Source organism: Acidimicrobiales bacterium (genome assembly GCA_035533095.1).
Lineage (GTDB): Bacteria > Actinomycetota > Acidimicrobiia > Acidimicrobiales > Palsa-688 > DATLUM01.
Map to the genome: position 1 here is coordinate 148,351 of DATLUM010000050.1, position 19,979 is coordinate 168,329.

The 19,979-nt window shown below is 68.5% G+C and carries 21 protein-coding genes; 7 read left to right on the plus strand and 14 right to left on the minus strand.

What is annotated here, in order from left to right:
* Positions 1 to 7 precede the first annotated feature (7 nt).
* The 4 genes from VNF71_05720 to rsmD form a co-directional block, all read right to left on the minus strand.
* Entirely contained in the window at positions 8 to 607 is a 600-nt protein-coding gene (locus tag VNF71_05720; protein ID HVA74043.1) for a DUF177 domain-containing protein, read from the minus strand.
* 150 nt (positions 608 to 757) lie between these two features.
* Positions 758 to 1,333: a hypothetical protein gene (locus VNF71_05725; protein HVA74044.1), complete on the minus strand. Its 576-nt coding sequence runs from the start codon at positions 1,331 to 1,333 to the stop codon at positions 758 to 760.
* On the minus strand, positions 1,330 to 1,812 hold the full coding sequence (coaD, locus tag VNF71_05730) for a pantetheine-phosphate adenylyltransferase (protein HVA74045.1): 483 nt from the start codon (positions 1,810 to 1,812) through the stop codon (positions 1,330 to 1,332). The genes VNF71_05725 and coaD overlap by 4 nt, the downstream gene beginning before the upstream one ends.
* On the minus strand, positions 1,809 to 2,351 hold the full coding sequence (rsmD, locus tag VNF71_05735) for a 16S rRNA (guanine(966)-N(2))-methyltransferase RsmD (GenBank protein HVA74046.1): 543 nt from the start codon (positions 2,349 to 2,351) through the stop codon (positions 1,809 to 1,811). The genes coaD and rsmD overlap by 4 nt, the downstream gene beginning before the upstream one ends.
* A 35-nt stretch (positions 2,352 to 2,386) precedes the next feature.
* Between rsmD and VNF71_05740 the strand changes: the two genes are divergently transcribed.
* Entirely contained in the window at positions 2,387 to 2,566 is a 180-nt protein-coding gene (locus tag VNF71_05740; protein HVA74047.1) for a hypothetical protein, read from the plus strand.
* Here VNF71_05740 and recG read toward each other — a convergent pair.
* Complete coding sequence (gene recG, locus VNF71_05745) at positions 2,556 to 4,670, minus strand: ATP-dependent DNA helicase RecG (GenBank protein HVA74048.1); 2,115 nt, start codon at positions 4,668 to 4,670, stop codon at positions 2,556 to 2,558. The genes VNF71_05740 and recG overlap by 11 nt on opposite strands.
* Before the next feature lie 59 nt (positions 4,671 to 4,729).
* On the opposite strand from recG, the gene VNF71_05750 reads away from it, so the two are divergent.
* A complete protein-coding gene (locus VNF71_05750; GenBank protein HVA74049.1) occupies positions 4,730 to 5,941 on the plus strand; it encodes a glycoside hydrolase family 3 N-terminal domain-containing protein in 1,212 nt (403 codons plus the stop codon).
* Positions 5,942 to 6,002: 61 nt separating this feature from the next.
* Here VNF71_05750 and VNF71_05755 read toward each other — a convergent pair whose 3' ends face one another.
* Positions 6,003 to 7,655: a DAK2 domain-containing protein gene (locus VNF71_05755; protein ID HVA74050.1), complete on the minus strand. Its 1,653-nt coding sequence runs from the start codon at positions 7,653 to 7,655 to the stop codon at positions 6,003 to 6,005.
* 180 nt (positions 7,656 to 7,835) lie between these two features.
* Between VNF71_05755 and rpmB the strand changes: the two genes are divergently transcribed.
* Positions 7,836 to 8,030: a 50S ribosomal protein L28 gene (gene rpmB, locus VNF71_05760; protein HVA74051.1), complete on the plus strand. Its 195-nt coding sequence runs from the start codon at positions 7,836 to 7,838 to the stop codon at positions 8,028 to 8,030.
* A 19-nt stretch (positions 8,031 to 8,049) separates the two neighbouring features.
* Here rpmB and VNF71_05765 read toward each other — a convergent pair whose 3' ends face one another.
* The 3 genes from VNF71_05765 to thiL all read right to left on the minus strand — a co-directional run bounded on the left by VNF71_05765 (position 8,050) and on the right by thiL (position 10,739).
* Positions 8,050 to 8,919, minus strand: coding sequence for a helix-turn-helix domain-containing protein (locus VNF71_05765; GenBank protein HVA74052.1), 870 nt, complete (start codon positions 8,917 to 8,919; stop codon positions 8,050 to 8,052).
* Positions 8,920 to 9,012: 93 nt separating this feature from the next.
* A complete protein-coding gene (gene thiD, locus VNF71_05770) occupies positions 9,013 to 9,825 on the minus strand; it encodes a bifunctional hydroxymethylpyrimidine kinase/phosphomethylpyrimidine kinase (protein ID HVA74053.1) in 813 nt (270 codons plus the stop codon).
* On the minus strand, positions 9,822 to 10,739 hold the full coding sequence (thiL, locus tag VNF71_05775; protein ID HVA74054.1) for a thiamine-phosphate kinase: 918 nt from the start codon (positions 10,737 to 10,739) through the stop codon (positions 9,822 to 9,824). Before thiL ends, thiD begins: the two co-directional genes overlap by 4 nt.
* Positions 10,740 to 10,827: 88 nt before the next feature.
* Between thiL and VNF71_05780 the strand changes: the two genes are divergently transcribed.
* On the plus strand, positions 10,828 to 12,630 hold the full coding sequence (locus tag VNF71_05780; protein ID HVA74055.1) for a phosphoenolpyruvate carboxykinase (GTP): 1,803 nt from the start codon (positions 10,828 to 10,830) through the stop codon (positions 12,628 to 12,630).
* A 50-nt stretch (positions 12,631 to 12,680) separates the two neighbouring features.
* Entirely contained in the window at positions 12,681 to 12,923 is a 243-nt protein-coding gene (locus tag VNF71_05785) for an Lrp/AsnC ligand binding domain-containing protein (protein ID HVA74056.1), read from the plus strand.
* A 33-nt stretch (positions 12,924 to 12,956) separates the two neighbouring features.
* Here the strand turns inward: VNF71_05785 and VNF71_05790 are convergent, their stop codons facing one another.
* The 3 genes from VNF71_05790 to VNF71_05800 form a co-directional block, all read right to left on the minus strand.
* Entirely contained in the window at positions 12,957 to 14,102 is a 1,146-nt protein-coding gene (locus VNF71_05790) for a CaiB/BaiF CoA-transferase family protein (protein HVA74057.1), read from the minus strand.
* 64 nt (positions 14,103 to 14,166) lie between these two features.
* A complete protein-coding gene (locus VNF71_05795; GenBank protein HVA74058.1) occupies positions 14,167 to 14,862 on the minus strand; it encodes a helical backbone metal receptor in 696 nt (231 codons plus the stop codon).
* Positions 14,859 to 15,473 (minus strand): PH domain-containing protein, encoded by a 615-nt coding sequence (locus VNF71_05800; GenBank protein ID HVA74059.1) that lies wholly within the window; start codon positions 15,471 to 15,473, stop codon positions 14,859 to 14,861. The genes VNF71_05795 and VNF71_05800 overlap by 4 nt, the downstream gene beginning before the upstream one ends.
* Positions 15,474 to 15,723: 250 nt before the next feature.
* Here VNF71_05800 and VNF71_05805 point away from each other — a divergent pair, with 250 nt between their 5' ends.
* The gene (locus tag VNF71_05805) at positions 15,724 to 17,859 is read left to right on the plus strand and encodes an ATP-dependent DNA helicase UvrD2 (GenBank protein ID HVA74060.1); all 2,136 of its coding nucleotides are present in this window, start codon (positions 15,724 to 15,726) and stop codon (positions 17,857 to 17,859) included.
* A gap of 97 nt (positions 17,860 to 17,956) precedes the next feature.
* Positions 17,957 to 18,391, plus strand: a complete 435-nt coding sequence (locus VNF71_05810) for a hypothetical protein (GenBank protein HVA74061.1) — start codon at positions 17,957 to 17,959, stop codon at positions 18,389 to 18,391.
* Between the two features lie 39 nt (positions 18,392 to 18,430).
* Here VNF71_05810 and VNF71_05815 read toward each other — a convergent pair whose 3' ends face one another.
* Both VNF71_05815 and VNF71_05820 read right to left on the minus strand, forming a co-directional pair.
* Positions 18,431 to 19,177, minus strand: a complete 747-nt coding sequence (locus VNF71_05815; protein ID HVA74062.1) for a PaaI family thioesterase — start codon at positions 19,175 to 19,177, stop codon at positions 18,431 to 18,433.
* Positions 19,174 to 19,956 carry an exodeoxyribonuclease III gene (locus VNF71_05820; protein ID HVA74063.1) on the minus strand — a complete coding sequence of 261 codons (783 nt, stop codon included), beginning with the start codon at positions 19,954 to 19,956 and terminating at the stop codon, positions 19,174 to 19,176. Before VNF71_05820 ends, VNF71_05815 begins: the two co-directional genes overlap by 4 nt.
* Between the last annotated feature and the right edge of the window lie 23 nt (positions 19,957 to 19,979).

The window sequence follows — 19,979 nt, forward strand, 5'->3', positions numbered from 1 at the left end:
CTGGTGTTCAACCCTGATGGTGCGCTGATGGGTCGCCTTTCAAGGCCTCGAGAGCAGCCCAGCGTGGGTCGGTGGGGGCGTCGCCGCACGAACAGGGTGCGTCGTTGAGATCGGCGCCGCAGGTCGGGCAAAGGCCCTTGCAGTCGTCGCTGCAGACAGGGGCCAGGGGCAGTTCCAGCAGGAGGGCGTCCCTGACCAGGGGCTGGAGGTCGAGCATCTCCCCATGGAGGGGGTAGGTCTCCTCGTCCTCCTCATCAGCGGGGTGCGGGCGCGCCTGGTGGGGATGGTCGCGCGGGTGCGCGTGAGCGCGGCCGCCAGCGGCTTCGTGCTGGCGGTACAGCTCCCGGACGTGGACGGCGAGTCGGCCCTCCACCGGCTTCAGGCACCGCCGGCATTCGCCTTTCCAAGGCGCCGAGATGTCCGCCGTGACCTCGATCCCCCCGCCGACCGCATCGAGGGTCGCGTCGGCTGTGACCTCCGCGTCCCTGGGCACCACGCTGCCGGCGACCGCCAGCTCACCGACTCGCCCCGTCCTGCTCTCGACCCGGCGCGTCCCCGGCGAGCGCTTCAGGGTCGTGATGGGCACGAGCCACGGGTTCTGCGTCACGGTTCCAGGGTACGGCGCCGCGCCCCGGACCGAATCGGACAGGATTGGTCTTTCATGCCCGGCTCGACTACGAACTCTGTCCCCTCACTGCCCAGCATCCGTGCAGTAAACGGACAGGGTTCGCGTTGCTCTGCCGAAACTGCGCGGCGGCTACGTCAGGTCCTGGTCGAAGAAGGCGTCTTCGCCGGCGTACGCCCCGTCGTCCTCGGCGCCGGCCATCCGCACCTCGTCGGGCTCCACCACAGGCGGCGGGGTGAGCGACAGCTTCTCCCTCCCGGCCGTGACCGTCTTCATGGTCCGGTCGAGCACCACCTCGAACGCGGCGAGCTTCTGGTCGCAATAGTCCTCGGCCTCCAGGCGGAGACGTCTGGCCTCGTCACGCGCGTCTTCGACTATGCGGCGGGCGGTCTGTTGAGCCTCGCGGACGATCTCCGTTCGCTGCACCATCCGCTCGGCCTGCAAGCGGGCGGCTTGCAGGACGTCGTCTCCCTCGCGCTGCATCTTGGCGAGGAACTCGGCCCTCTCCTTCATCATCCAGCGGGCCTGCTTGGTCTCCTCCGGGAGGCGCTGGCACGCCTCGTCCAGCAACTCGAGCACTTCTTCCTTATTGTCGAGCTTGACCGATGACGACAGGGGCAGGGTGCGGGTCCCCTCGATGATCTCGATGACCCTCCGGAGCAACTCCTCCGTGTCGTGGCTCGCGGACGCCCCTTCGATCAGGCTCACGCGAACTTCTCCTTGAGCTTGTCGAGGACCGGCCCCGGGACGGTGAAGCCGACCCGGTCGGCGCCGCCGAAACGGGCGAAGTCCCTGACGTACTTCGAAGCGATGAACGAGTACTCCGAGGACGAAGGGATGAACAGGGTCTCGATGCCGGCCACCTTGCGGTTCATCTGGGCCTGCTGCAGCTCCGCCTCCGCGTCGGAAGCGACCCGGAGGCCCTTGATGATCACGTCCGCGCCCATCTCCCTGGCGAGGTCGACGACGAGGCTCGACAGCGAGGCGAGGGTCACGTTGGGCAGGTGCACGACGCTGGCTGCGATCATCTCCTTCCGCTCCTCGAGGGTGAAGAGCGGCTCGCCTTTCTGCGTGTTGCGCATCGGGGCCACAACGACACGCTCGAACAACTGCGACGCCGCCTCGACTATCTCGAGGTGGCCGTTGTGAAACGGGTCGAAAGACCCCGGAAAGATTGCCGTCCTCAAGTCTCACCTGGGCGTCGAAGCCTGGCCACGGTGACCACGGTACCGCCGTAGGTCTTCGCCTTCACAGTTTGCCAACCCTCGACCGGCTCCCATGGTCCGCCGGTCTCGGCCACCACCAACCCCGCCTTGTCCCCGGCGGCACCGAGCAATTCGGACCAATCAGCGAACGCGTACGGCGGATCGGCAAAGAGAAGGTCACATACGGGCATGTTCGACGCGAATCGCAGCGCGTCGGCGACGACGACCCGCGACCGGCCCACGAAGTCGTCGCCCAACACTGCCAGGTTGGACCGGATGACCCCGGCCGTCGAGCGGTCGTGATCGACGAACGTCGCTTCCGAAGCTCCGCGCGACAGAGCCTCGATGCCCAGAGCACCACTCCCGGCGAACAGATCCACAACGACCGCCCCCTCGACAGCGCCCATGCTCTCGAGCATCGAGAAGACCGCCTCTCGTACCCGGTCGCTGGTGGGCCGGGTGGCGCCACCACGGGGTGCGCGCAAGTGCCTGCCGCGGGCGACGCCGCCCACTACTCTCACTGGACGAAGAGCCTCACAGGACGAACGGTACCGGCGTGCAACCCGAGGAAACGATCACCTGCATCGACTGCGGCGGGATCGCCCACCTCCTGTCGACGTGGCCGGAGGACGACCCTCCCCAGCCCGGCGACGTGATGGTGTACCGCTGCGAAGACTGCCTCGACCGGTGGGACCTGGTCCTGCCGGAAGACCCCGACGGGAGCATCAGCTCTTGAAGAGGAACTCCCGGTCCTCGTCGTCGACCATGTAACGGATCTCTTCAGCCAGGTCCGCCAAGCCGTCGAGTGCCGGATACCTGTCGACAAGGTCGAACGCGACTTCGCGCGCACGCGCGACGAGCGCGCGGTCGCGGCGCAGTGACGCCAGCTTCAGATCGGTCATCCCCTTCTGGCGGGTCCCGAGGATCGTCCCCTCACCGCGGAGCTCGAGATCGACCTCGGCGAGCTCGAACCCGTCAGTCGTACGTTCCAGCGCTCCGAGGCGTTCCTCGGCGTCGGGCGTGCTGCCCTCGCCGAGAAGGAAGCACCACGATGGCTGGGGGCCCCGGCCGACACGGCCGCGCAGCTGGTGCAGTTGCGCGATGCCGAATCGGTCCGCGTCCTCGATGACCGTGACCGTCGCGTTCGGCACGTCGACGCCGACCTCGATGACCGTCGTCGCGACGAGCACGTCCAGTTCCGCGTCCCTGAACCGCGCCATCACGTCCTCCTTGTCCTTCGCCGGAAGCTGGCCGTGCAGCAGACCCAGGCGCATGCCGGCGAGCTCTGTCGCCGCGAGCCGGTCGAACTCTTCGGAGGCGGATCGCGCCTGGATCTTCTCCGAGTCCTCCACCAGTGGGCAGACGACGTACGCCTGCCGCCCGGCCATCACCTCCGAACGGACCCGCTCCCACGCCGTGGCCTCCTCGATCGGGCCGCGCGCCCAGTGGGTCGCGATCGGCGTGCGACCCGGGGGCATCTCGTCGAGGACGGTGGTGTCCAGGTCTCCGTATACGGTCATCGCCGCCGTGCGCGGGATCGGCGTGGCGGTCATGACGAGCACATCGGGCACCGCTTCGCCGGCGCCCTTCGCTCGAAGCGCGGCGCGCTGCTCGACCCCGAAGCGGTGCTGCTCGTCGATCACGACGACTCCCAACGACCTGAACACGACCGACTCGGTCAGAAGGGCGTGCGTTCCGATCAGGATGTCGACCTCACCAGATGCGAGGTCGGCATGAAGGCGCGCTCGCTCCGCCCCGGTGGTGCGGTTGGTGAGGAGCGCGACCCGCAAAGGCCGGTCCGGCAGGAGGGTCCCCTCGCTCGGCACGGTCAGCCCCCGTAGCAGCGACGTGACGCCGGCGTGATGCTGCTCCGCGAGCACCTCGGTCGGCGCCATGAGCGCGCCCTGGTGACCTCCTTGCACCGCCGTGAGCAGAGCCGCGACCGCGACGACGGTCTTTCCCGAGCCGACGTCCCCCTGCAGTAGCCGGTGCATCGGGTGAGGGCCGGCCATGTCCGCCCCGATCTCGGCGATCGCGCGTTGCTGGGCAGAGGTGAGGGGAAAAGACAGCACGCCGCGAAAGCGGTCCAGCAGCTCACCTTCGACCTCATGGCGGATGCCGGCCGCTTCGCGCTCGATGGCCCGCTTCCTCAACACGAGCACCATCTGCAGGCGCAGGAGCTCGTCGAATGCGAGGCGGTCCCGTGCCCGTTGCGCCGATTCGAGCGAGTCCGGTTCGTGGATCTGCTTCATCGCCTCGTCGCGGCTGATGAACCCCAGGCTCTCCACCACACCTGCAGGAAGCGGATCGGCGAGAGGCCTCGATCTCCGCAGCGCCTCCGACACCCAGCCGGCGAGCTGCCAGGTCATAAGGCCGGCCTTCTCGGACTGCGGGTAGACGGGCACGATCCGCCCGGTCCGGTCGCCCACGAGATCGACGACGGGGTTCGTCATCTGCAGCCGTCCCCTGTAGCGGTCCGCCTTGCCGAACACGACCGCCTGCGTTCCCTCGACAAGCTGGCGCGACCGCCACGGTTGGTTGAAGAACGTCGCGCGCAGGTAGCTCGACCCGTCGAAGAAGTCCACTTCCACGAGCGACCTTCCCTGCCGCGTGCGCCGCGTGTTCGTCCGGCGCACCGTCGCTAGCACCATCGCCTCCGCTCCTTCGACCAGCTGGGATATCGAGGCCTGGTTCGTGCGGTCGATGTACCGGCGGGGATAGTGGGTGAGCAGATCCAGGACTGTCTCGATCCCCATGGCAGACAGGGCCTCGCGGTTCTTCGGGCCGACTCGCGTCAGCCGGTCGACGCTTGTTTCCGCGAGGCGCGACAGCGGTGCCACCCGACCCAACATAGGGACTCCGCGCGACGCCTGAAGGACTCGTTGTAGGGTCGGCCGGGGTGAGACTGGGTCGTTTTGTGCGGGCGGCGACGGTCTCGGTGCTGCTCGCGGGGGTGTCATCGGCAGCCGGCTGCTCGGGCGGGGCGAGGCCGTCCCCGCGATCGGTCTTACCGGCATCCACGCTCCCACCAACCACCACTGCGACGACCCGGCCCGCGTGCACGAACGCGTCGGTACTGGCGGGATGGTCGCTGCAGAGACGCGCTTCGTTGTTGCTCGTCGCGCCGGTCCTCGACTTCGACATGGCTACCGCTCACGTCGCCGCGTCTGATGGGGCCGGCGGGATACTTTTCCTCGGTCCCGCCAGCCCTCCCTCAGATCTGGCATCAAGGCTGCGCTCCGCGTTCGACGGGATCGCTGCCCCGGAGCCGATCGCCATGGCCGACCAGGAGGGCGGCGGAATCGAGAGGCTCACGCCACCCGTCCCCTCGATGCCCTGGCCTCGCACCATGGCGGCCACTATGAGCACCCAGCAGGTGCAGCAACTCGCCGCCGCGACAGGCGCCGCGATGGTCGCCCTCGGCGTGAAGATGGATCTGGCTCCGGTGGCGGACGTGGACGCTGGACCGGGACCGTCGGCGTCCAACCCGGACGGGCGGAGGTCTTTCAGCGGGGACCCGGCGACAGCGTCGAGCTACACCGTCGCCTTCATCAAAGGGCTGATTCAATCGGGCGCGATCCCGGTGGTGAAGCACTTCCCTGGCCTGGGCGGAGCGACCGGGAACACGGACAACGGACCGGCCTCCACGCAGTCGCTCTCCTCGCTTCAGTCGAGCGGGCTGGTTCCCTTCCGCGCTGCTGTCGCGGCCGGAGCCACAGCGGTGATGATCGCGAACGCAGCGGTGCCGGGCTTGACCTCGCTGCCCGCGTCGCTGTCGAGTTCGGTGATCACCGGGCTGCTTCGTCAACAGCTCGGCTTCAACGGGCTAATCCTCACCGACAGCCTCTCAGCCGGCGCCATCTCCGCCGCTGGCTATGACCTCGAGCACGCCGCCGTCGCCGCGGTGGGCGCCGGCGCAGACATGGTCCTGTTCGGGTCGACCCTCACCCCGGCGCAGACCGCACTCTTGAGCCCGGCCGGTGTCGACGCCAACCTGCGGGGTATCGCCGGCGCGATCGCGACGGCCGTCTCGACGGGCGAGTTGCCATCGTCGCGACTCGACTCGGCCGACGAGCACGTGCTGGACGCCGGGCACGTGTCGTTGTGCTGAGTCGTCTCAGGACCGGATGGGGCCCCAACCCCACGCCGGGCCGTCACGCTCAGCTCTCGTGCTACTCGATGCTGAAGAGGTAGGGGTACAGCGGCTGCCCGCCGTGGTGCACCTCGGCGCTCAGGTCGGGGTGCGCCTCGTCCAGCCACTCGGTGATGCGCCGAGTGTCGGCGGCATTGGAGCCTTCGCCGGCGATGATCGTGACGATCTCGTGGCAGTCAGCCTCGATCAGGTGGTCGAGCAGGCGGGTCGCGGCCTCGGCAAGAGCCGAGTCGACGACCTCGATCCGGTCGCGTGAGATTCCCAGGTAGTCGCCTTCGGATATCGGCCCGGCGTCGCAGACACTGTCGCGGACGGCCCTTGTGACCTCGCCGGCGACCACACGAGCGGAGCTCTCCGTCATCAGCGCGACGTTGGAGTCCGCGGTGCCTTCCGGGTCGTACTCGAGCAGGGCCGCGAAGCCCTCCTGTATGCCCTTGGTCGGAATCACCCTCACGAGTTTCGAAGACTGGGTGGCGGCCTGCTCGGCAACGGGAACGATGTTCTTGTTGTTCGGAAGGATCACGACCTGATCGCCGGGTGCAGCATCGATGGCTGCGAGAAGGTCGGCCGTCGAGGGGTTCATCGACTGTCCTCCGCTCACGACGTGATGCACGCCCAACGACCTGAAGATCCGCCTGATCCCGTCCCCCGTGCACACCGCCACCACCGCGCAGGCCACCGGCTCCTCAGGCGGTTCGGCGACCGCTCCGGACCCGGTCGCGTCGCGCACCCAGCGCTCCTCTTCCACCTGCTCCCACAGGTCGGACACCCGGATCTGGCGCGGGTGCCCCGCTTCCAGCGCCGCCTCGATTGCCGACCCGATGTCGTCGGTGTGGATGTGGCAGTTCCACAAGCCGTCGCCACCGACGACGACGATCGAGTCACCGATCCCGGCCCACACCTCCCTGAAGGACGGGATCAGGTCGTCTGGAGCCTCGAGGAGATACATGACCTCATAGCGGAGGCAGTTGTCGTCGGAGTCGTAGTCGTCGCCGACTTCACCGCCGGAGGTGGGGGCCACCGCGCCACTTCCCTCGGGCGGATCGGGCAGGGGGCGGCCGTCCGTCACGTGCAGGAAAGCGTCGAGTAGCAGCACGAAGCCGGTTCCTCCCGAGTCCACCACCCCCGCAGCCTTCAGGACGGGGAGCAGTTCGGGTGTCCTCTGCAGTGCCTCGTCCGCGCCGGCCCTGGCGTCCTCCAAGACGGTGGTGAGACTTCCGTTCAACGACGCCGCTGCCGCGTCCGCAGCGGCCCTGGCGACGGTGAGGATGGTCCCCTCGACGGGCTGCTGCACCGCCTTGTACGCGCCGTCGGCCGCGCGCTTGAAGCCCTCCACGACCGCCGAGGCGTCGAGGCCGAACCCCTCGCCCTCACGCGCCGCGTCGGCTATCCCGCGAAGGATCTGGGAGAGGATGACTCCGGAGTTGCCCCGGGCACCCATGAGGGAGCCGTAGCTGATGGCCTGGGCAACTGATGGCATGTCGTCGACGCCGCGCTCGGCGACCTCCTTGACCACCGACTCGAGGGTGAGGGCCATGTTGGTGCCGGTGTCGCCGTCGGGAACGGGGTAGACGTTGAGCCGGTTGATGCGGTCCTGGTGGGCGCGCAGCGCGTCACGGTAGACCGTGATCACGCTCGCGAGGTCGGAGGCTGTCAGGCGCTCCAGTGTCATGGACCGGCCATTCGGCATGAGAATGACGCAGTCGGGCCCGGCATCAGCATGCGGGGGATGCTAACCTGGCCCGCCGGCCCTGATGGGCCCCTACCCGTGCCGAAGAACCCGTGGTGACCGACCCGGTTTCGCGACCCGGGCGGCCCTATCTAGACCCCAACGAGCGAGGTGTGGTTCCCGATGGCAGCGGTTTGTGAGGTATGCGGAAAGCGGCCGTCGTTCGGCATGAGTATCAGCCACTCGCACAGGCGCACCAAGAGACGCTGGAACCCCAACATCCAGAGGGTCCGGGCGATGATCAACGGTTCCCCGCGCCGGATCCACGTCTGCACCTCCTGCATCCGCGCAGGCAAGGTCACCAAAGCCTCTCGCTGAGCCCCGGCCGCGGGCCGGACTAGCCTGGCTGGCCCGAGGCCGCAGCCGGTGCCGGGGGCTCGGAGGCGCCGGACAGGAGGCGCATCACGTCGTCGCGGCGGAAGCGGAGGTGCCCGCCGATCGTGCGGAGGCTCGGGAGCTTGCCCGAGGCTGCCCAGTTGATGACGGTCCGCTCGGTCACGTCGAACATGACGGCCACCTCGTGGCTCCGGAGCAGCTGGTGCGGCTCGGAGCCGTGCCGGTCGGACCCGTTCGATCGCACGGGGGCCGCGGTGCTCACCCGTGCGATCGGGGGGGCGAGATCGGGCCGGGCGAAGGAGGCCGTCGGCCGGCGGATGCCGGCGAGCTGAGCGCCCATCTGCCTTGCGAAGCTGGCCATGGCCCGGTGCTCGCGCTTGGTTACCTTGCGGACCCACCGGTCGAGCACCGCGACCACACCCAGCAGTGAACCCGTCTCCGACCGCAGGGCGACGCCGTAGGCCCAGCGCATGGAGTGCGGCGGCTGGACGAGGGAGCTACCCGGCATGGCGGTCATGAGATCGTCGATCTCGTAGGCCTCCGAATGGGCAGCGAGCGCGGCGAAGAGATGGGGGTCGTTGAGACCCTCCTTGGTGTCGAACCCGTGCGAGAGGGTGCTCCAGGACCCGTCCGGTTGGGGGACGGAAAGCAGGGCGACCGGCGTCTGGCATGCGAATGACCCGAGCACCAGCAGATCCAGGAAGGCCTGCCCCGGCGGGGCGGACGACGCGAGGCCGGTAGTGGGGGCGACCGGGACCTGCGGGCCGTGCTCGGCACCTCCGACGAGCGCCCTCGGCGCGCCCAGGCCCGGGCTCAGCCTGTCGGCCAGAGTGGTGTCGATACCGCCTGAGCGGGGGCTCGATACGGACATGCTCGATGATTCGGCGGGCCGCCACCCGCGCTTGAGAGAAAAAAGGTGCGTCGACGATCCGCGAAGGGCCGCCGGCGGGCGCCGACACCAAGATCAGGCGACGCTGCCGCCCCGGCCCCACCCCGGGTTGACCGGCCCCACGCCGGACCCCACGTCCACACCCGCCCTGATCGACTCGGTAACGAACTCCTTGGCCCTTACACATGAGTCATGCAGTGAGGCTCCGGTCGCCAGCTCCGCACATATCGCCGCCGAGAGGGTGCAGCCCGTCCCATGGGTGTGGCGGCTCTCGACGCGGGAACCAGAGAGCCATTGGATGCGTCCCTCGGAGTACAGGACGTCGGGCGACTCGTCGGAGCGGAGGTGACCTCCTTTGAGGAGCACCGCCGGCGCCCCCGCCGCTGCCAGCTCTTCGGCGGCAGCCGCCATACCCTCGCGCCCGTCGATCGGGTGGCCGAGCAGCGCCTCCGCCTCCGGGATGTTCGGGGTGACGACGCTGCACAGGGGGACAAGCTCCTCGAGCAGAACCTTCACCGCACCTTCCTCGAGCAGCAGCTCCCCGTGGCTGGTCACCAGAACCGGGTCCACCACGAGCCATGGAAAACGATGATCGACGGCCGCTTGGGCAACCGTGACGATCACTTCTGCCGTTCCCAGCATGCCGGTCTTGGCGGCCGAGACGCCGATGTCGTCGCAGACCGCTTCGATCTGGGCCCGCACGAGCGGCGGCGGAAGCACGAGCGAGTCGAGGACACCGAGCGTGTTCTGGGCTGTCACTCCCGTGAGCGCGCACGTTCCCCACACTCCGAGCGCCTCGAAGGTCTTCAAGTCTGCCTGGATCCCCGCTCCCCCACCCGAGTCAGAGCCGGCGATCGTCAGGGCAACTGGGACCCGGGGTCGCCTCACAACTGGTGCTCCCAGCCCGCAGGGGCCACCTCGGCTCCGGCAAGCCGGACACCCTGATGGTTGTCCCTGCACTCACCGATCCTCACCGGCGGGCGTAGACCTTCGAACGCCGAACCCACTGGTGCCCCGGGTGGCGCACAGAACACGAGCTCGAAATCCTCTCCTCCCGACATGGCCTCATCGGTGGTCGCCCCCTTCGCCGCGGGCACGTAATCGAGCGACACCCCGATCCCCGACTGGCGGCATATGTGACCCACGTCCGCGGCCAATCCATCTGAGACATCGATCATCGCTGTCGCTCCCGCCGATCGAGCTGCCCTGCCCTCGGCCAACCTGGGCACCGGGCGCGCGTGCGATCGCACCAGGTCGGCACCTTCGGCATCCCGCGCCGAAGACCCACCGGAACGGAGCCGGCGCAGGCCCGCCGCTGATGCACCGAGCGGGCCCGTGACCCAGACCTCGTCGCCGGCCCGCGCGCCGCTTCGAAGGACCGGCGCGCCGTCACAGGTTCCCGCCACAGCAACGGTCACAACCAAACCCGGCCCGCCTGTCAGGTCTCCGCCGACAACGGGGCATCCGAAACACCTGGACGCGTCAGCCACACCCGCGTACAACGACCGGACCTCCTCCCCGCTCGCCCCCGCCACGGTCACCAGAGCCCACAGAGGATCGCCTCCCATCGCCGCGATGTCGCTCACGCACGCAGCCATCGCCTTCCAACCGAGGTCGTCGAGCCCGGTCAAACCGAGATCCGCGTGGACTCCGGCGACGACAGTATCGGCAGCGAGGAGCAGGCGATCCCCGGCAGGTACCGGAAGCACCGCCGAGTCGTCGCCGATCCAGACCTGGCCCGCGTCGCCTGGCCCCGGCAGCAGAGAGCGGATCGCCTCGATAACCGCGAACTCGCCTGTCAACGGGGCGATCCGTTATCGTCGTCTTCCACAGGGGGGAAGCGTAGGCACCGATGTTTCCAAAAGCCGGACGAGGGAGAAATTTCGAGCCGTGACCTCCACAGAGCCCCTATCGAACAACCGCCGACTGCGGGACTGGGTCGACGAATGGGCCAAGCTTCTCCAGCCCGATCGGGTCCTGTGGTGTGACGGCTCGGCGGAAGAGTACGACTCTCTGTGCGCTGAGCTCGTCGAGGTCGGGACGTTCCGAAGGCTCTCCGATGCGAAGCGTCCCAACAGCTATTGGGCCACATCCGATCCGGCCGACGTAGCGCGTGTGGAGGATCGAACCTTCATCTGCTCGGAGAAAGAAGAAGACGCCGGAGCGACGAACAACTGGCGCGATCCGGCGGAGATGAAGAGGGCCCTGCGCGACCTCTACTCCGGCAGTATGAGGGGGCGCACCATGTACGTCGTCCCCTTCTCGATGGGTCCGCTCGGCTCGCCGATCGCCCACATCGGGGTTCAGCTGACCGACTCCGCCTATGTCGCCGCCAACATGCGGATCATGACCCGTATGGGCAAGGGCGCCCTCGAGGTCCTAGGCGACGATGGCATCTTCGTCCCCTGCGTCCACTCGGTTGGGGCTCCGCTGGAACCCGGTCAGCAGGACGTCCCGTGGCCGTGCAACAGCGACAACAAGTACATCGCCCACTTCCCAGAAACCCGTGAGATCTGGTCTTACGGTTCGGGTTACGGCGGCAACGCCCTCCTGGGCAAGAAGTGCTTCGCCTTGCGGATCGCGTCCGTCATGGCGCGCGACGACGGCTGGCTCGCAGAGCACATGCTGATCCTGAAGCTGACTTCCCCCAAGGGCGAGGTGCGCTACGTGACCGGCGCGTTCCCCTCGGCCTGCGGCAAGACGAACCTCGCGATGTTGATACCGACGCTCCCCGATTGGAAGGTCGAGACGATCGGTGACGACATCTGCTGGATGAAATTCGGTGAGGACGGACGCCTGTGGGCGATCAACCCCGAATACGGGTTCTTCGGCGTCGCCCCCGGCACGAACAACAAGACGAACCTCAACGCGATGCTCACCCTCGCGGAGAACTGCATCTTCACGAACACGGCGCTCACCGACGACGGCGACGTGTGGTGGGAGGGCATGACCGACGACAAGCCAATCCACTTGACCGACTGGAAACGCCAGGACTGGACACCCGAGAGCGAGACGCCCGCCGCCCACCCGAACGCGCGGTTCACCGCCCCGGCATCCCAAGATCCCGCCATCGCGCCTGAGTGGGAGTCCTCCTCGGGCGTTCCCATCTCGGCGATCCTCTTCGGCGGTCGCCGCTCGGGTGTGGTGCCGCTGGTAACCGAAGCGTTCGACTGGCAGCACGGCGTGTTCCTCGGGTCGATCATGGCCTCCGAGACGACCGCGGCCGCTGCCGGCGCCGTCGGCAAGCTCCGCCGCGACCCGTTCGCGATGCTTCCCTTCTGCGGATACAACATGGCCGAATACTTCGACCACTGGCTCGAGATCGGCGAGCACACCGACGCGTCCAAGCTGCCGCGCTTGTTCTACGTGAACTGGTTCCGCAAAGGACCCGACGGCAAGTTCCTGTGGCCCGGCTACGGCGACAACAGCCGAGTCCTCGAATGGGTCTTCGAGCGCTGCGCGGGCCGCGGCGAGGCCGTCGAGACGCCGATCGGGCTCCTGCCGGCCAAGGGCGCAATTCCTACCGAAGGCCTCGGCATCGACGAGTCGGACATGGAACATCTCCTCAGCGTCGACGTGGAGGGTTGGAAACAGGAGATCCCGCTCATCGCCGGGCACTACGACTCGCTCGGCGAACACGTCCCGGCTGCCCTGCGCGACGAACTGGCCCGCCTCGAGAAGCGTCTCGGGTGAACGCACGCCGCGGGTAGCATTCGCCCGCCGCACCCGAGGAGGAACAACCGATGGCCGTCAGCGCTTATGTCCTGATCCAAACCGAGGTGGGCAAGGCTGCTTCAGTAGCGGAGCACGTACGTCAGATACCGGGCATCGTGTCCGCTGACGACGTCACCGGCCCCTACGACGTGATCGTCAAGGCTGAGGCCGACTCGGTCGACGAGCTGGGACGCATGATCGTCAGCCGGCTGCAGATGATCGAAGGGATCACCCGTACCCTGACCTGTCCGGTCGTACACCTCGAAGACTGAGATCGCCCGGGCCTGGCCGTGCCCGCTTGGCACTTACTTGATGGCGCCGACCTCGCGCAGCTTGGAGAGCTCGTCGGCGGCGAACCCCCAATCGGCCAGCGCCTCGTCGGTGTGCTGGCCCGCACGAGCAGGCGGGCGCTCGACTTCCGCTACCGTCCGGCTGAATCGAGGCGCCGGCGCCGGCTGCGTCACCCCGGCGATGTCAACGAACGTGGCGCGGTGCCGGTTGTGAGGATGTGACGGAGCCTCGTCCGGGTCGAGGACCGGCGCGAAGCACGCGTCGGTCCCCTCCATCAGTGCGCACCACTCGTCACGGGTCTTGGTCTTGATGAGCCCGGCCATGCGCTGCTTGAGGGATGGCCAGGAGGACCGGTCGTTTTGCTCGGGGACACCGCCGGGTTCCTGGGCCAGGCCGCTGAGCTCCGCCATCTGTGCGTAGAACTGCGGCTCTATGGACCCGAGCGAGATGTGGCGGCCGTCCGCGGTCTCGTAGACCTCGTAGAAGAACGCTCCCGTGTCGAGCAGGTTCGTGCCGCGCTCCTGCCACATGCCGGTAGCTCGCAAGCCGTGCATCATGGCGGCGAGAAGCGCCGCCCCGTCGACCATCGCGGCGTCGATCACCTGACCCTGCCCGGAACGTGTCGCTTCGAGCATGGCGCAGACGATCCCGAATGCCAGAAGCATCCCCCCGCCGCCGAAGTCGCCCACCAAGTTCAGCGGCGGCACCGGCGCCTCGCCCTTGCGGCCGATCATGCCAAGGGTCCCGCTGAGAGCGATGTAGTTGATGTCGTGACCCGCGGCGTTCGCGTACGGGCCGTCCTGACCCCAGCCTGTCATCCGCCCGTAGACGAGGCGCGGGTTGCGCGCCATGCAGTCGTCAGGGCCGAGACCCAACCGCTCGGTGACGCCCGGGCGGAAACCCTCGATGAGCGCGTCCGCGCTCTCCACGAGGCGCAGGACCGCGTCGCGACCTTCGGGGTGCTTCAAATCCACGCCGACGGAACGCCGGCCACGCCCCAGGACATCGGCGAACGGCGGCGATGCGCCCTCCCGGACTGCAGCGGCGCGATCGACCCGCAGCACCTCGGCGCCCATGTCGGCCAGCATCATGCCGGCGAACGGCCCGGGGCCGATGCCGGCAAGCTCGACAACCCGGTATCCCTTCAGCGGTCCTGCCACGTGACTCCCTCCCGAACCCGCAGGCCTGCTCGGCGCGGCGCGGGGTCTTTTTCCGACCTGATACTTACCGGCCCGGGATCCGGGCCGCCAACGCACGCATCCGGCCGATCGCGCCGGGCGTCCTCGTTCCCCACCAGAAAAGATCCCGGCCGTCGACGAACTCCACGCGCGCAACCTCTTCCAGCTCCGCGCGGTGACGCTCCGAGAAGCGGTACGGCTCCGAGGGGGCGAGCACCACGTCGGGCTCCCGCGCCCGCGCTTCGTCGATCGTGACGGTCGGGTAGCGCTCCGATTCGGCTGAGCAGACGTTATCGAGACCTGCATGCGCGAGCAGATCCGACCCGTAGGTGTCGCCGTTGACCGTCATCCAAGGACGGCGCCAGATGGGAACCCAGACCCGCACCACCGGCGGGTCCGGTTCCTCCGGCCGGTCCGATCTCGATCGGACACCGACGATCCCCGCCAGTTGGTCCAACGCGACGGCCGCCCCGGCGAGGTTCCGCACGCACGTCGCGTGAACGACGACCCCCGCGTCACGCAACGCCCGCGCGTCCTCGATGCGGTTCTCCTCCTCGTCCATGAAGACGACGTCGGGACCAAGAGAGACGATCGAACCGATATCCGGGTTCTTCGTCCCGCCGACCGTCTTCAACCCGTCCGTTTCGCAGAATCGCGTCACCGCGACGGGTGTCACGCCCCAGCTCAGCAAGGTCTCCGTGACAGAAGGTACGAGGCTGACGACGCGGGGCGGGTCGTTCACATGCGGTCCAGCAGCTGCGCCTTCTTCTGCTCGAAGTCGGCATCGGATATCACTCCCCGCCGGCGGAGCTGGTCGAGCTGGTCGATCTGCTCGGGAATCGACGATCCGTGGCTCGGCGGGAGCTGCACAGGTTGGACTTTGCGCACGCCGTCCATCAGCCGGAATATCTCGTTCTGGACCCGAGCGGGGCGGGGGAGGTCGGGGAAGTATTCGGGCGAGTCCTTGCCCGGCGATTCCACCAGTACGCAGCCCGCGCCGATCACCCGCTCGAACAACGACTGCCGGTAGCTGATGTCGCTCAAACCCATCAACGGGATCTCGCGGCTCGTGCGCGACAGAACACCTCGGCGCTCGATGAGGCGGCTGGTCGTGAGAATGAACCTCGAGGTCCGCCACCTCAGGTAGCGGAGCAGCAGCCATCCCGCGCTGGCGACGAGCGCCGCCACCACCGCCCAGCCGGCCGCGGGAGGCGCCGATTCGGCCAATGCCGCTATGGCGCCGGCAATTACAGCAACGATCGTGGCCACCGGCCCGGCGAGGTACCACCAGTGCGGGTGGAGGTCGAGGACAACCTCCTCGCCTTCGTTGAGTCGGCGGCTTCGCAGAGCCATGTACGAGAAACTAACCCCCGCAGCATGCTCCGGAAGAACGGGAAGCGGTGAATCGCCAAGGTTCTTGACGCCAAGGGTGGTCAAAGGGCATAGTCCTGGCCTCGACAGGTGCCCGGTTGCAGCGCCGGCTCGATGATTCGGGGGGATCATCGCCAGGCGCGCAACCGGCGCCTTTCGTTTTGCGGACCGGTGGACAACCGCCGCAGGGGGATCCACCAGATCGTCACACCCCTTCCGTATCTTCGCCCCGGTGAGTTTCACGCCACCGCTGGACGAGATCCTGTCGGGCTTGACCGACGCTCAGGTGGCGGCGGTGACGAGCGAGGCACAGCCTTTGTGTGTCGTGGCTTCAGCCGGGTCCGGCAAGACCCGGGTGCTCACGAGGCGGATCGCGTACCGGATTGCCGTCGGCAGCGCGAGCCCGGTGCACTCGCTCTCGCTGACCTTCACCCGCAAGGCCGCCGGCGAGTTGCAGTCGAGGCTGCGTGCTCTCGGCATGCGCGAGCACGTCTCCGCGGGGACCTTCCACGCGCTCGCGTCGGCGCAGCTGCAACGCTGGTGGGCGGACCGGCGCAAGCAGCCTCCCGTTCTGCTCGAGCGCAAGGCGCGTGTCCTGGGGCCGCTCGTTTCATCGCGCCCCGGTCTCGCCGGCGCGTCCCTGTCGGACCTGGCGGGCCACATCGAATGGGCGAAGGCAAGATTGGTGAGCCCCGAGGACTTCGAAGCCGCCGCTCATGAAGAGCGCCGTCAGATGCCCGCTGGCGCGCGGGCGGCAGATATCGCGGCGCTCTATGCCCGCTACGAGCACGAGAAGCTGCGACGGGGTCTCGTTGACTTCGACGACCTGCTCTCCCAATGCGCTGCCGCGATCGAGTCGGATCCGCAGTTCGCCGGCGCTCAACGGTGGAAGTGGAGGCATCTCTTCGTCGACGAATTCCAGGACCTCAACCCTCTGCAGCACCGGCTCCTGCTCGCCTGGCTCGGCACCTCCGACGACCTGTTCGTCGTCGGAGACCCGAACCAAGCCATCTACGGCTGGAACGGCGCCGACCCGAGCCTGCTCGCCGGGTTCTCGCGGCGGTGGCCGCAGGGCGATGTGGTGCACCTGGACCACAACCATCGCTGCACGCCGCAGGTGGTTGCGGCCGCAGCGCGGGTCCTTGGCCCGGCCGGTGATCGATTGCGGTCTGCCGGGGAGGAGGGCCCCGAGCCGAGGGTGCGGTCGTTTGCCTCGGATGCCGCCGAGGCGAGAGGTATAGCGGCGGAGCTGGTGAGGGCCCACGACGCCGGCCGCCCGTGGACGTCGATGGCGGTGTTGACCAGGACCAACGCGCAGTTGGTGACGATCGGGGATGCCCTGGAAGCGGCCGGCGTGCCGTTCTGGGCGCCGGGCCGGAAGGCGCTGTTGCAGGAGCCGATCACTCGAGAAGTGATGCGCTGGGCGGCCGGCGAGGGCGGCCGCTCTCTACAGACGCTGGCCGCGGACCTCGAGGACCTCGCCGGCGGCGAGGATCGTGTGGGCCTGCGCATGGAGCGGTCTCTCGACGAGGTGGAGCGCTCGGCCGTTTCGGCACTGGCGGGCCTGGCGCGGGCGTTCCAACGGCAGGACACCGCCGCCACCGCACGCCAGTGGCTCTCCTGGCTACCGACCGCCCTGCGCGACGACGCTGGCCCGGAGGGGCCGCGTGATGCCGTCACGCTTTGCTCGTTCCATCGGGCCAAAGGTCTGGAATGGGAGGCCGTGTGGGTGGCGGGGCTGGAGGCGGGCCTGGTGCCGATCGCACGTGCCGCCGCCAGGAGTGCCGGACCAGCCGTGGGCGGCCGTGACCACCAGTTGGCCGAAGAGCGCCGGCTGCTCTACGTCGCCCTGACGCGGGCAGCCCGGGAGCTGCACTGCTCTTGGGCGCGGACCCGCACGTTCGGTTCGCGTCCGGTCCCGCGGGAGCCCTCCGCCTGGCTGGACGCGGTGTGCCCCGGGGCGGCGTCGGCCGGCGATCCCGCCCGACGCGGCCCCGCGGAAGTCACCACCGCCGAGTGGCGACGCCGGATCCGTGAGCAGCGCGAGCGCTTGGCCGGCCAGGGGCCGGCCCACGACCGGATCCCCCACGAACGGCCACAGCGGCGCAGCGCCGCCACTGCCATCCGCCTTCCGGATCCCGACCAGCACACGGTGGATGCTCTGCGGTCGTGGCGATCCGAGACGGCCAGGGCATCGGGGGTCCCCGCCTACGTGGTAATGCACGACACCACGCTGAAAGCACTGGCCTCGCTGCGTCCGGCGAACCTCGACGAGCTGCTCACCGTCCCTGGACTCGGGCCCATCAAGGCCGACCGGTACGGGCCCGCCCTGCTGGCACTGGTCGCCGACCAGGCGGCTACCGCCTGAAACTCGCTTCTGCTTCGACCGGCTTGCCACAAAGGACCTCCCAGTTCCCGCGATTGGGTCTCCCGCGCCGGGCCCCTTGGGGATAACCTGGCAAACCGTGAGCGCCTGGTATTCCATCGAGGTCTTCGACGGCGCCGCCCCGGCTTTGGTTTGGGCCGAGGCGTACCGCGACGCCTTGATCGAGGCCGCGCTCACCCATGGCGCCACGGACTGGTCCTGGCACCGGCACACATGGGGCGTGGTCTTCGAGGTCTCGTTCGCCGACGAGCAGGCGTGGGAGTCCTACGCGAACCTGCCGGTCGTGACAGCAGCGCTCGACGCCGTACCCGACCCGGTGACGGGGCTGATCGTCTACAAGGGTCGTGGCGGCAGTTCGGGGGCGTCTTTTCCCCGACGGCCACGGCCGCTCGCGGGTTCGGGGTCCGCCGCCCTACCCCTGCCTTGGGATTTCACCGTCGACGAGGTGCAGTCCTCCTCGCCGATCGCGCTGCCGCGGCCGATGTTGGCCGACGTAGGGGCGTATCGCCGCTAGACAACCGGCGCTTACTCGGTAGGCCAGAGGGCGGCCCCGCTACTCGCCGTGGCGCTCTCTCAACGCTGCCAGAGCCGCGAACCGTTCGGGGCTTACCGTGATGAACAGCCCAGTAGCCTCCGCTGTCACCTCGCCTTTCGCAATGACGATCGCCGACGTCGTCACCTTCCGGCCGCTAACCGATTCGAGGCGACCCTCCCAGCGGAGGTCGGTGTGCAGCGGCGTCGGACGGCGGTAGCGGACCGTAAGTGTCCCGGTCATCCCGACCTGGCCTGACAGTGACTGCGTGAGACCGAGAACCTCGTCGAACGCAGCCGCCACCAACCCGCCGTGCACGCACCCCGGCGGACCCTCGTACGCCGAGCCGAACCGTCCTCGCCCGACGACGATGTCGTCCTCCACGTCAAGGATCAGCGGGGGCGCGAGCGGGTTCGACGCTCCCAACAGGGGGGACCAGTCGAAATGCGCCGGGTCGTGGCCCAGACCGGACGCCTCCGCCAACCCCTCGTACCGGCGGCTCGCGCCGTAGCCCTCGAGCCGTGACACGACGCTCGACATCAGCTCGGCGACCTCGGCGAGCACCTCCGGAGGCGCCGGCGTAGCAGTGAGCAGGTCGATCGCACGCCGGAACGACTCCCCTACCTCGCGTGCAGAGGCCGCCCTCTTGTCGACACGTATGGCGCGCGCCTCTTCGAGCTGCTCCTGCAAACGCCGCGCCAACGACGGATCCACTCCGTCATACGGCCATCCAGTTCCACCTTCAGCCTGCTCCTTGTCGCCCGTCACGCGGCCTCCGCTTCGATGTCGACGAACACCGGGGCGTGATCCGACGGCTGCTTGCCCTTGCGAGCATTGCGGTCCACGAGCGCCCAGCTGACCCGGTCCACCAGCGACTTCGACAACAGGACCAGGTCTATCCGCATGCCCCGGTGCTCGTGGAAGTCGCCGGCGCGGTAGTCCCAGTACGAATACAGCCGGTCCTGCGCCCACCGCCGGCGGAAGGCGTCCTCCAACCCCCATGACTCGAGCTCCTGCAGCACCTTCCGCTCGGGCTCGCTGACGTGCGTGGACCCGACGAACGCCTCCGGCTTCCAAACGTCAGCGTCCGCCGGGGCGATGTTGAAATCGCCGCAAACTGCAACCTCGTCGCCGGGCGCGCTCAGCAGGTCGAGGTGCCGGCGCAGCTTCGCCAGCCACTCGAGCTTGTAGACGTAGTGGTCGGAGTCGAGGCTGCGTCCGTTGGGCACGTACACGCTCGTCACCGAGACCCCGAAGGTGCGAGCAGTCACCAATCTCGTATCGGAATCCGGTTCGATGGTGTCGGCGAACCCGAAGGTGGTCTCCTCGATCGTCTCGCGCGACAGGATCGCCACGCCGTTCCACTGGCCGTCGCCGTGGTGCACGCTCTCGTAACCGAGCGACGAGAAGGCCATGTGCGGGAAAGCGGCATCGGCCAGCTTGGTTTCCTGCAGGCAGACCACGTCCGGGCGGGCGTACGCGAGCCACTCCTCGACCCTCGGCAGGCGCGCCTTCAGCGAGTTGACGTTCCAGGTGGCTATCCGCATGGCCGCGCCATCGTAGGGAAAAG